The organism is Pseudomonas sp. Ant30-3 (genome assembly GCF_000690905.1).
GTDB lineage: Bacteria > Pseudomonadota > Gammaproteobacteria > Pseudomonadales > Pseudomonadaceae > Aquipseudomonas.
The window spans coordinates 1-11,936 of the sequence record NZ_JMCL01000123.1; the positions used below are offsets into that span (position 1 = coordinate 1).

The window sequence follows — 11,936 nt, forward strand, 5'->3', positions numbered from 1 at the left end:
CTATGGCAGCGTTTAGCTTGGCGATGCGAGCTTGATCTTCGGCAGCAATCTTCAACTGCAGGCGTCTGAGTTCTTCAGCGCTTTTGATTTGGCTCTTCTTAAACTCTTCCTGCGCTCGTTGACGCTCTTCCATATTACGGCGATTCGCGTCCACCACCGCGCGTTGAGTTTCTTCCTCCTTCAAGCGGGCCAATTCCGCTAAGACACGCTGGGCCTCCTCTGAGCTGATGCGGGCAAAGTCCGCCGCGGCCTGCTCCGCCGCCGCATGCGCGGCAACTCGGGCCTGCTCGGCTGCTATTCGTTCGCCTTCGGCCAGCGCCGCGATTCGGGCTTGCTCCGCCGCTATTCGTTCAGCTTCGGCCAGCGCCGCAATTCGAGCTTGCTCGGCTGCTACTCGCATAGCTTCGGCCAGTGCTGCAACACGCGCTTGCTCAGCCGCAGCGATCTGTTCTTGCACGTGTGCAGCGGCAAGCAGGTTTTGTACGTGTGCTTGCTGATTGTTTAATAGCTGAATCTGCTCAGTTAGCAGCTTAGCCGTGTGGGCAGACTGGTAAGAGTTTGCCCATTTTGAATAAGCAGGCCCATAGGGGGTGACTGATCTGTCCAGAGCTTGAGCTCGGATTAGATAATCCCCGATAGTTGCATTGAAAGGACTGTGCCCATAGAAATCATTAGCCTGCACCGTATAAGCGTAAAGTGCGGTCGTCTTTTGCTGTATTAATATGTTTCTGATATTGAGTTCGTGCTGATATGACTGTGCAGGTGTAGCCACATGCGCCGGATTTAACTCTCTTGCAGTAGCGAGCTCAACTTCGGTTAGCCTCGGCAAACCCTGAGACTTCGCCGAGTAATCGTTTTTTACCCATGCTTGCGTGGCTTTTTCTTTTATCTCTTGTTTCACGTCTAAGGCCTTCGGTATGGGTGATGCCTGAGCCCATTCCGCCAGGGCGGGTTGGCGGAACACGAAAACCTCCACCTGCTGGATTTGTTCCGGGCTTTGGTTGCTTTCCGACGTAGGTGGTGTCCAGGTGGACGGTATTGTTTTCTCCGTTAACAATTGTCTGTGCCAGGTCCAGCGGAGGACCTTGTTTCTCGGTCATGATTTATCTTCCTTGAGCAACAAGTGGGTAATGCTCAATCAGATTACTTCAAGGCACATCAGGCTGGGTCTGAACTGGTTGTGAGTAGTTCGATGTAGAAGTTGACTGAAAATTCACGGATTAGGGATGCAAGTAGAATTCTCCTACGCATTAACAGATATTTCTTATGTAGTTACAGGGAGGTTCTTGTGGGATGTGTTTTAAGCACTAAGTGGAATTTTCGCTGTGCAACAAAACCATCACCCATAAAAAAGGCCGCTGCAAACGCAGCGGCCAAAGTAAGACGTGGATCAAGGAGCAACAAATCAACGTCAGGGAACATGGGGTGATGATTCAAAAGGCTTCAAATCATCTGAATCTTCGCGGTGGAGTGCGCTGAGCAGCTTCCGTCGCTTCGTGCTGGCCGCCCGGTCGGCGTGAAAGCCCGGCGAGAATAAGCCGTTGTTCATGCAGGAAAAATAGCGATCCCAGACATGCACTGTTGCAGTCTCGGCAACAGCCAGACTGTGAAGTCCGCCTCTCCCGTGTAGCAACTGGCGCAGCCTGCGTCCGGCTGCGCACCAGTCGCCAATCAATCGTTTGAAAGTACACATCGCGGGTGATGCGCAGCCTGCGTCCGGCTGCGCACCAGTCGCCAATCAATCGTTTGAAAGTACACATCGCGGGTGATGCGCTGCCGGACGCAGGCTGCGCCAGCTGCTATGACCGGGTATTGCTTCTACTGAGAGTCTTACTGCCATGGATTGTGCAGTCGTGGTCTTCCAGTGAGCATCACCCGCCGCAGCGCCGACGGATTTGCACTGCAGGTGATGATCGGCCTGTGCCTGATCTGGGGCGTTCAGCAGGTCATGATCAAATGGGCAGCGCCGGACATTGCACCGGTGATGCAGGCGGCCGCTCGGTCAGGTATTTCGGTCTATCCACCACCGGTGATCGCGGTGCGGGCGATTGCTTGAACTTACACTGCTGGATTCAGATCAATTCAGTAACAGATCATTGCTTCATTTGCCGAGCATTGCGTAGGACTTCGGACTATTATCAGTGCGAAGGGGCTTCAGAATTTCAGCCGCTCAGCACTACCCTGAAGGGGGCACCATGAAAGAGAAAATCCAAAACTGGCTGCACGATCTGGGTGTTGCACTCGGTTTGATCGAACCGCCTATGCAACCTGTGCCTATTCGTACGGACGACGAACAGCGTCGACGCCAGCAACGCCGGCGGTAAATAGCTTCGGGTAGATGATGGGCACCGCCGAACGCAGCCTCGCGGTGCTCGACAGCTGCTACAGCGCATTCTTCGCAAGGGGGCGGTTTTAATGCCGCCCAATCTCGATCAAAAACCGACTCAAGTCATTCGCCGTCCTGGCGGTCTTGAGCATTTGGTCCTCTTCGGCGGTAAATGCCGTCAGGCCCAACTCATCTTCCAGATGGAAGATCAATTCCTCAATATCCTCTTTGTCCAATCCCAAGTCCTGCAGACTGGCGTTGTCGGCGAAGTCTTGCTGATTTTCCAGCAAGCGGCTGATGAAGCGGTGGACGGCGGCGCGAACGGCTGCTTTTTTCATGATTGTTCTTCACGAACGTTGACGTAGCTCTTCCCGCGCTCGAGTACAGCAGGCTCGATCTCGGGGGCTCTTCACAACAGCATTCTGCAGACGAAAAAAAACGGGCGTGGCAACCGACGCCACACCCGTCAAAGAAAGCATCAAGTCGAGTACAGTTTAGATCGCAGTCGCCACCCCTGCCGGACGACGGGACAGCAGGCTCACCGCGACGAAACTCACGAGGCTGACCGCCAGGCTGTAATAGATCGGCGTATTGGCGTCCATGCCATCGGTGTACATGAACACCAGAGCAGTCACGAAGCCAAGCGCCATGCTGGTGATCGCCCCGGCCGTGGTTGCACGTTTCCAGTAAATGGCGCCCATCAGCGGGATCAGCATGCCGCCGACCAGCAGGTTGTAGGCGAGGGTCAAGGCGCTGATCACATCGTTCACGACCAGCGCAATGCCCAGCACCACGATGCCGGTGAGGAGGGTGAACAGCCGATTGCTGTTGACGTTCGACGGCTTGCCGCCACGCAGTTTCGGCAGCAGGTCTTCAGACAGGGTGGTCGATGCTGCGAGCAGGCCGGCGCTGGCAGTGGACATCATCGCGGCCAGTGCTGCGGCGATGACCAGGCCGCGGATACCGTCCGGCAAAGACACTTTGACGATGGCTGCGAAAGCGTTGTTGACGTTGTCCAGATCCGGGATCAGTACGTGCGCCGCCATGCCGATCAAGGCGCAGACCAGGCCGTAGATGATGCAGTAGATCCCGGCGGAGGTACCGGCGACTTTTGCGACTTTTTCGCTACGCGCTGTGAACACGCGCTGCCAGATGTCCTGGCCGATCAGGATGCCGAAAAAGTAGATCAGGAAGTAAGTGATGATGGTGTCCCAGCCGATGCTGGTGAAGCTGAAACTGGCCGCCGGCAACTGCGCCACCAGTTGGTCCCAGCCACCTACGCGATACATGCAGATCGGCAGCAACAGGAACATCAGGCCCACGGTCTGGATGCCGAACTGGACGATGTCGGTCAAGGTCAGGGACCACATGCCGCCGATGGTGGAGTAGATCACCACGATGCCGCCGCCAAGCAGCACCGAAACCCAGAACGGAATGTCGAACAGCACTTGCAGCACGGTGCCGATGGCCAGGATAGACGTCACCCCGATCATCAGTGCGTACGCGAGCATGATGGTTGCGCTGGCCGTCCGCGCCATTGGGTTGTAGCGCTTTTCCAGCACTTGGGTAACGGTGAATATCTTCAGTTTCAGCAACGGTTTGGCGAGGAACAGGTTGATCGCGATGATCCCGCAACCCAGTGCGGCACACAGCCAGAAACCGGAAATGCCATGAACGTAGCCCAGTCGCACGGTGCCCACGGTCGACGCACCGCCCAGAACCGTGGCGGCCATGGTGCCCATGTATAGGCCAGGGCCGAGGTTGCGACCTGCGACCAGGTAGTCTTCGTGGGTTTTTGCCTTGCGCATGCCGTAGTAACCCAGCACCAGCATTGCCACGGCGTAAATGATGACGACCAATAAATCCAAAGCCATGATGGCGTGTCTCCGATTGTCTTTTTTATGGTGAGGCTGAAAATCGATTTCTGTGGGGAAACCCATTCCTGTGGGAGCGGTGACCACAGGTGATGCGTTTGATCAGGCGGCTTGTCGCATTGCCGGTTTAGCGAGCGTATCCGTGCCCTTGCTGCGTGGATCATTTGGCCCGAACACGGCGGCCGGTTCCGGGAACAGACCCAGCAAGGTGAGGTACAGCACCGACGCCAGGCCGAGGGTGGTCGGCAGGCTGATGTCGATGCCGCCCGCCAGTTCACCCAACGGGCCAACGAATTGCCCCGGCAGGTTGACGAAGCACAGACCAACCAGCGCACTCGGGATCCACGCACCCAGCCCACGCCAGTTCCAGCCATGGGTAAACCAGTAGCGACCGCCTTTTTCGCCGCGAGTGAACACTTGCAGGTCATCCGGGCAATAGAAGCCGCGACGCACCAGCAGACCGATGATCATGATCACCATCCACGGGGTGGTGCAGGTGATGATCAGTACGGCGAAGGTCGACACGCTCTGCACCAGGTTTGCCGCAAACCGTCCGATGAAGATGAAGGCAATCGACATCACCCCGATCAGCAGCGTCGCTTTGACCCGTGACAGCACGCGCGGGAACACGCTCGACATGTCCAGCCCGGTGCCGTATAGCGCTGTGGTGCCCGTGGACATGCCGCCGATTACTGCGATCAGGCATACCGGCAGGAAAAACCAGCTCGGCGACACGGCCAGCAAACCGCCGACGTAATTGTTGGCGGCGATGTAGTCCGGCGCTTTGATCGCGACGATGGTGGCGGTGGCGAGGCCGAACAGGAACGGGATCAAGGTAGCGATCTGTGCCGCAATCACCGCCAGCATGATCCGGCTTTTCGGGGTTTCTCGTGGAATGTAGCGAGACCAGTCACCGAGGAACGCGCCGAAGGAAATCGGATTGCTCATGGCCACCAGTGCCGCGCCGATGAACGCCGCCCAGAAGCCGGCCTGACCCATCGCGACAGTGCCGCTGAACTGGCTGTCGAACGTCGGCGCGAAGGCGAAGGCCCCGAGCAGGAACAGTGCACTGGCCGCCCACACCGCAATGCGGTTGACCCATAACATGAAGCGGAAACCATAGATGCAGACGATCAGCACCAGTATCGCGAACAGCCCGTAAGCCAGGCCCAGTGACAGGTCGGTTTCCGGTAGGCCGATCAGGCGTTTTGCGCCACCGACCAACGCATCACCCGAGCTCCACACCGACAGCGAGAAGAAAGCAATCGCGGTCAACAATGACAGAAACGAGCCGACGATCCGCCCGTGCACGCCGAAGTGCGCACCGGAAGACACGGCGTTGTTGGTGCCATTGAGCGGACCGAACAGGCCCATGGGTGCAAGGATCAGCGCGCCGAGCAGCACGCCCAGGACAATCGCCCAGACACCCGCCTGGAACGACAGCCCGAACAGCACCGGGAAACTGCCGAGTACAGCGGTTGCAAAGGTGTTGGCGCCGCCGAAGATCAGGCGAAACAGATCGCTGGGGCGGGCGTCACGCTCGTGGTCCGGGATCTGTTCGACCCCGTTTGTTTCAATGCTGCTAAGGCTTTTGTCGTTGTTATTATTCATGATCTGCTCCGATCATAAAGGCGCGCTCATCGTGTGTGAGCGTCACCTGAAGCTAAGGGGATGGCAGCCCTTCCGGCATTGCGGATAAATGTTCGTGGCAGGCCAGCCATAGGCCTTGTTGTTGTCGGCGAAACACAATGGTTTCGCGCTCCTGGCTGAAGTGTTGCTCCCCTTGCATGCGCAGCTCGGTGGCCACGTCATGGATGAAAATCGCCACATCACCTTGAAGGCTGACGAAAGCATTGCTTGAGGCGCACGACAGCACCTCGAAGCCATCCTCGGCGCGCCAGCTGTCCCACAACGCCTGGTAGGCATCGCGCGACAGTAGAGGCTGTTCGAGGGTGTAGAACACGAAGCTGGCATCGGCGCTGAACGCACCGAAGTAGGCTTCGCGATCGTTACGGGCAAAGGCTTTCACCAGTGCAGCGGCAGCACTTAAGACCTGATCGAGTTCGTTCATGACCGATCCTCAGCGATGGGCCACGCCCGGCAGTACGCAGAGCATTTCGTACAGCAGGTTAGCGGCCAGCAGCGAGGTATTACCGGTGGTGTCGTAAGCCGGCGAGACTTCTACCAGATCGCAACCGATCAGGTCGAGACCCTGGCAGCCGCGAATGATCTCGATTGCCTGAATAGTCGTCAGACCGCCGATTTCCGGGGTGCCGGTACCGGGTGCCCAGGCTGGATCGATGCCGTCGATGTCAAAACTCAGGTACACCGGACCGTTGCCGACTTTTTCGCGCACTTCAGCCATCAGCGGCGCCAGGGATTTGTGCCAGCACTCTTCGGCCTGCACCACGCGGAAGCCTTGTTTGCGGCTCCAGTTGAAATCTTCCGAGGTGTAGCCTTGAGCGCGCAGACCGATTTGAACGACACGATCGCAATCGATCAGGCCTTCTTCGGCCGCGCGACGGAAGGTCGTGCCGTGGGCGATTTTCTCGCCGAACATGTGGTCGTTCACATCCGCGTGGGCGTCGATGTGCACCAGGCCGACCTTGCCGTGCTTCTTATGAATCGCACGCAGGATCGGCAGCGTGATGGTGTGGTCACCGCCCAGCGTCAACGGGATCACGTTGTGTTCAAGGATGGCGTCGTAGGATTCTTCGATGATCCGCACGGCGTCCAGCAGGTTGAAGGTGTTGATCGCCACGTCACCGATATCGGCGACCGACAGGGAATCGAACGGTGCGGCGCCGGTGGCCATGTTGTACGGGCGAATCATTACGGATTCGGCGCGGATTTCGCGAGGTCCGAAGCGGGTGCCGGGGCGCAGGGACGTGCCGATGTCCAGCGGTACGCCAACGAAGGCAGCATCCAGGCCGGCAGCGGTAGGCACATGGGGAAGTCGCATCATGGTGGCGATGCCGCCGAAGCGCGGCATTTCGTTGCCGCCCAGTGGTTGGTGAAGAATCTTGTCCACGGGTAGGGCCTCATCGTCGTTGTTTTATTTATGTCGGTGCACGCCTTAGAGAGAGACGGGCACCGGAGTGGGGCCGATTCTGCAAAATGTAGTTGCCGGGAAGAATCGCTACGGGCAAATACTTAGTTCAGATTTTTCTAAACTAATGGGCGTGGCGGCGATAGACTCGCAGTGCTCATGTAACAGTTGCCGAGCCAGCAGACTCGCAGGCTCGGCAGCTGCTACAGGACCTCATCGTCTATATGTGCTTTTGCTGGAGGCCCCATGGCCAACGCTTTACCCGACCTGAAACTCCTGCGCATTTTTGTCAGCGTGGTCCGGCATCAAGGCTTCGCCACCGCGCAGCAAGAGCTCAACCTCTCGACATCGGCAATCAGTACCTACATGAGTCAGCTCGAAGCGGCGCTCGGTCTGGTGCTGTGCCATCGCGGGCGGGGCGGTTTCAGCCTGACCAGCAAAGGCGAATTGTTCCATCAGGAAACCCTGCGCCTGCTCGGTGAGCTGGAAGGGTTCGAGCAATATGCCGCTGCGCTGAAAGGCGAGTTGCGCGGCACGCTCAACCTCGGCGTGATCGATTCCACTGTTAGCGACAAGGCCCTGCCATTCGCTGAAGCCATTGGCGCCTACAGCCAGGAACACCCGGCCGTGCATTTGCACCTGTCGGTGATGAGCCCGTACGAACTGCAACTGGGCGTGCAGGACAACCGTCTCGACCTGGCCATCGGCGCGTTTTCCACGCGAATGAGCGGCCTGGTCTACATGCCGCTTTACCGCGAACAACACTGGCTGTATTGCAGCAGTCGCCATCCGCTGTTCAGCGAACGACGCATCCCCGAGCAAGTGATTACTCAGCAGCGCATGGTCGGTCGCGGCTACTGGAGCCAGGCGGAACTGGCGCGCCACGGCTTCAAGCACAGCGCCGCGACCGTCGAAAGTATGGAAGCGCAGCTGATTCTGGTGCTGTCCGGCGCCTACATCGGATACCTGCCGGAGCACTACGCGCAGGCCTGGGCCGACAAGGGCGATCTGCGCGTGCTGCTGCCGGCGACCTTCGGTTATCAGGCGCCGTTTTCGATGATCGTGCGCCGTGGCCGCAGCCGTGAACCGTTGATCCAGACGTTCCGCGACTTGCTCAAAGCGCAGCTCAATCCGGTTGCCTGAAGGAAGCCAAGCCATGCCCAGAATCCACTGCCCGCGCTGCCTGCGCCCCGACAGCCATTGCCTGTGTGCGCTGATCCCCCACCTCGACAGTCGCACCCGCGTGCTGCTGTTGCAGCATCCGAGTGAAGTGAATCATGCGCTGAACACGGCGCGTTTGGCGGCGTTGGGCCTGAGCAATGCCGAGCTGATCGTCGGGGAGGTATTCGGGAATTTGCCAGCGCTGCTGAATCAGCCCGGTTATCGCGCACGGCTGCTGTTTCCGGCGGATGATGCGCAGACGTTGCACACTTACGCCGCGAGCGATGAGCCGATGCTGCTGGTGGTGCCGGACGGGACCTGGCGCAAGGCGAGTAAAATGTTGCACCTCAATCCGCTGCTGGCAGCATTGCCGAGAGTGACGCTGGCGGCGGGCGCGGTGTCGCGTTATCGCTTGCGCAAGGCCCCGGGGCCGGGCGCGTTGTCGACGATCGAAGCGATTGTGCAGGCGTTGCAGACACTCGAAGCGCCAGCGAAATTTGACGCGTTATTGAAGCCTTTCGATGCGTTGATCGAAGGGCAGATTGCAGCGATGGGGCAGGAGACTTACCAGCGTAATCACGTGCCGAAATAGCTGTCGTTCGTCAGGGCCTCATCGCGAGCAGGCTCGCTCCCACAGGGATTGAGTTCTTCCAGAAAAACTGCGATCCACTGTAGGAGCGAGCCTGCTCGCGATGGCGATGGAACAATCACCGCAGCCCCGCGCCCCGATCACCGCTCCCGCATCGCCTCAGTCCGCGCTTTCAACACCGGTTTCAACAAGTAATCCAGCACACTTTTCTCGCCGGTAATGATATCGACGGTCGCTACCATCCCCGGGATGATCAGCAGTGGTTTCGCATCACCGCCCAGGTGGTTTTTGTCGGTGCGCACCTGAATCAGATAAAAGCTGTTGCCCTTGTCGTCCGTGATCGTGTCCGCACCAATCAGCTCAAGCTTGGCGCTCAGTCCGCCATAGATCGTGTAGTCGTAAGCGCTGAACTTGACCATCGCTTTCTGCCCCGGGTGCAGGAAGGCCACGTCCTGCGGTCGCACCTTGGCTTCGATCAGCAGATTCTCTTCGATCGGCACAATCTCCACCATATCGTTGCCTGGCTGAACCACGCCGCCGATGGTATTGACCTTCAACATCTTGATGATCCCGTGCACCGGCGATACCACGGTGGTGCGGGATACACGGTCGTCGATGGCGATACTCGACGCGGTGATCTTCGACAGGTCCGTGCGTTTCTCATTGAGCTCTTTGGCGGCTTCCGAGCGAAACGCTTGCTCGGATTCGTCCATCTTGCTTTTGATCTCGTTGATCGCCGATTCCGCACGCGGTATCGCCAGCGTCGTGGCGTTCAGCGAGCCACGGATTTCCACCGCACTGCGCTTGAGTCGCAGAATCTCCACCGGCGATACCGCGCCCGTGCCGACCAGCGGCGCCGACATGTTCATTTCCTGCTGCAACAATGCCAGGCTGGAGCTGAACTGACCCTGTTTGGAGCGAAACTCTGCCAGCTCCTGGGTTTTTTGCCGCAGTTGCTCGCTAAGCGTGCGTTGTTCACTAGCCAGTTGACGCTGCCGTTGGTCGAACAGCGAGCGTTCGTCAGCGGCCACTTGCGGCGCCTTGGCGATCACTTCCGGCGACAGTTTGAACGGTCTGCCTTCGGCCTCGGCGGAGAGGCGTTCGACTTGCGCCGTCAGCGCGTAGCGATCCGCTTCACTTTCGCCCTTGTTCGACAAAAACCGCGTGTCATCCAGGCGCAGCAACGTGTCGCCCTTGTTTACCATTTGCCCTTCGCGGACGAAAATCTCGGTGACGATGCCGCCCTCAAGGTTCTGGATCACCTGAACCTTGCTCGACGGAATCGCCTTGCCTTCGCCCATGGTGACTTCTTCAAGCACTGCGAATTTGGCCCAGACCACGGCGGTGATGATCAGCCCGGCGGCCAGCCACACGGTAATCCGCGACCAGCGAGGGGAATCCTGCAAGGCGGCGCCGGCCGTTTCCGGCATGAATTCGCTTTCGGCGGTTTTGCCGAAACTGCCGAAGTAGCCCCTGTCTTTCGATGACGCTGCGGGTGAATCAGACATGGACAACTCCTAAACCGCCGCAGAGCCGACGCGGCCCTTGCGTAGTGCATCGATGACCGCTTCTTTCGGACCGTCGGCGACGATCCGCCCGTTGTCCAGCACCACCAGCCGGTCCACCAGGCTGAGCATCGAGGTGCGGTGGGTGACCAGCAACAAGGTCTTGCCTTGCATCCAGCCGTGGAGTTTCTGCCGCAGAACATCTTCGCTGCTGTTGTCCATGGCGCTGGTGGGTTCGTCGAGCAGCATGATCGGCGGATCGAGCAGCAGAGCCCGCGCCAGCAACACGGCCTGACGCTGACCGCCGGATAACAGCTGACCTCGTTCCCCCACCGGCCGGTCAAACCCTTGCGGGTGCTGACGCGCCAGTTCGGTCACGCCGGTCAATTCGGCCACTTCGAGCATTCGCGCATCGCTGATGTAGCGCGCGCCCAGGGTGAGGTTGTCGCGCAGACTACCGGCCAGCAATGGCAAGTCGTGGGCGACGTAACCGATTTGCTGGCGCAGGTCGGCGACGTCCAGTTGCCGCAGGTCCAGGCCATCGAGCAGCAACTGGCCTTCTTCCGGCGCATAAAAACCCATCACCAGCCGGGCCAGCGTACTTTTGCCGGAGCCGCTGCGACCGATGATGCCGATGCGCTCGCCAGGTTTCATGCTGAAGCTGACGTTACCCAGCGCCGGCGTGCTCTGGCCATTGTAGTGAAAGGTCACGCCGATCACGTCGAGTGCACCTTGCAACTGAGTGCGCTCCAGCGGACGTTGCTTGGCATCGCGCTCCTGCGGCAGGGTCATCAGCGCGTCGGTGCTTTTCATGGTCAGTTGCGCTTGTTGATAGCGCGTGATCAACCCGGCGATTTGCCCGAGCGGCGCCAGAACGCGACTGCCGAGCATGTAGGTCGCGACCAGCGCGCCGACGCTGAGGTTGCCGGCGATGATGCTGTAGACGCCGGCGACAATGGTCGCCATGCCGGCGAATTGCTGAATGAACAGCGTGCCGTTGGTGGCCATCGCCGAGAGGTTGCGCGCGTGGCTGTCGAGGCGGGTGAGGGCGCCGTGGGTGCTTTCCCATTTGTGCTGGCGTTCACTTTCGGCGCTGCAGGCCTTGAGGGTTTCCAGACCGCCCAGGGTTTCGATCAGCAAGGCCTGGCGTTCTGCGCCAAGGGTCAGGCTTTTCTGTACGGTGTCGCGCAGGCGCGACTGAATCACCATGGCAAAGATGATCGTGATCGGGAACGCCAGCAGCGGAATCACTACCAGCCAGCCGCCGAGCAAGCCGATCACCACCAGCATCAGCACGGCGAACGGCAGGTCGATCAAACTGGTCAGGGTCACGGCGGTGAGGAATTCGCGCAGCCCCTGGAAGTCGTGAATGCTCTGGGCGAAACCGCCGATGGTGGCCGGTCGCGCTTTCATCGACATGCCGGTGATACGC

10 protein-coding genes and 2 pseudogenes are annotated in these 11,936 nt (G+C 59.1%); 4 read left to right on the forward strand and 8 right to left on the reverse strand.

The window, feature by feature from the left end; all coding sequences use genetic code 11:
• A pseudogene (locus DU29_RS0125490) lies at nt 1-964 on the reverse strand (S-type pyocin domain-containing protein); the annotation flags it as partial.
• Between the two features lie 900 nt (nt 965-1,864).
• On the opposite strand from DU29_RS0125490, the pseudogene DU29_RS0125500 reads away from it, so the two are divergent.
• A pseudogene (locus tag DU29_RS0125500) lies at nt 1,865-2,014 on the forward strand (EamA/RhaT family transporter); the annotation flags it as partial.
• Between the two features lie 181 nt (nt 2,015-2,195).
• Entirely contained in the window at nt 2,196-2,324 is a 129-nt protein-coding gene (locus tag DU29_RS1000000133555; protein WP_257737111.1) for a PA1414 family protein, read from the forward strand.
• Nucleotides 2,325-2,412: 88 nt separating this feature from the next.
• On the opposite strand, the gene DU29_RS0125510 is transcribed toward DU29_RS1000000133555, so the two are convergent.
• The 5 genes from DU29_RS0125510 to speB form a co-directional block, all read right to left on the reverse strand.
• Nucleotides 2,413-2,664, reverse strand: a complete 252-nt coding sequence (locus DU29_RS0125510) for a phosphopantetheine-containing protein (protein WP_028624251.1) — start codon at nt 2,662-2,664, stop codon at nt 2,413-2,415.
• A gap of 156 nt (nt 2,665-2,820) precedes the next feature.
• The gene (locus tag DU29_RS0125515; RefSeq protein WP_028624252.1) at nt 2,821-4,200 is read right to left on the reverse strand and encodes a sodium:solute symporter; all 1,380 of its coding nucleotides are present in this window, start codon (nt 4,198-4,200) and stop codon (nt 2,821-2,823) included.
• A gap of 102 nt (nt 4,201-4,302) precedes the next feature.
• Nucleotides 4,303-5,814, reverse strand: a complete 1,512-nt coding sequence (locus tag DU29_RS0125520) for a purine-cytosine permease family protein (protein ID WP_161781310.1) — start codon at nt 5,812-5,814, stop codon at nt 4,303-4,305.
• Nucleotides 5,815-5,863: 49 nt separating this feature from the next.
• Entirely contained in the window at nt 5,864-6,271 is a 408-nt protein-coding gene (locus DU29_RS0125525) for a YybH family protein (RefSeq protein WP_028624254.1), read from the reverse strand.
• A gap of 9 nt (nt 6,272-6,280) precedes the next feature.
• Entirely contained in the window at nt 6,281-7,231 is a 951-nt protein-coding gene (speB, locus tag DU29_RS0125530; RefSeq protein WP_028624255.1) for an agmatinase, read from the reverse strand.
• Nucleotides 7,232-7,495: 264 nt separating this feature from the next.
• On the opposite strand from speB, the gene DU29_RS0125535 reads away from it, so the two are divergent.
• Together DU29_RS0125535 and DU29_RS0125540 are read left to right on the forward strand one after the other, a co-directional pair.
• A complete protein-coding gene (locus tag DU29_RS0125535; protein ID WP_028624256.1) occupies nt 7,496-8,392 on the forward strand; it encodes a LysR family transcriptional regulator in 897 nt (298 codons plus the stop codon).
• Nucleotides 8,393-8,405: 13 nt separating this feature from the next.
• On the forward strand, nt 8,406-9,002 hold the full coding sequence (locus DU29_RS0125540) for a tRNA-uridine aminocarboxypropyltransferase (RefSeq protein WP_028624257.1): 597 nt from the start codon (nt 8,406-8,408) through the stop codon (nt 9,000-9,002).
• A 137-nt stretch (nt 9,003-9,139) separates the two neighbouring features.
• Here the strand turns inward: DU29_RS0125540 and DU29_RS0125545 are convergent, their stop codons facing one another.
• Together DU29_RS0125545 and DU29_RS0125550 are read right to left on the reverse strand one after the other, a co-directional pair.
• Entirely contained in the window at nt 9,140-10,507 is a 1,368-nt protein-coding gene (locus tag DU29_RS0125545) for an HlyD family type I secretion periplasmic adaptor subunit (RefSeq protein ID WP_028624258.1), read from the reverse strand.
• Nucleotides 10,508-10,516: 9 nt separating this feature from the next.
• A partial coding sequence (locus DU29_RS0125550; RefSeq protein WP_028624259.1) for an ATP-binding cassette domain-containing protein occupies nt 10,517-11,936 on the reverse strand: 1,420 nt, incomplete at its 5' end.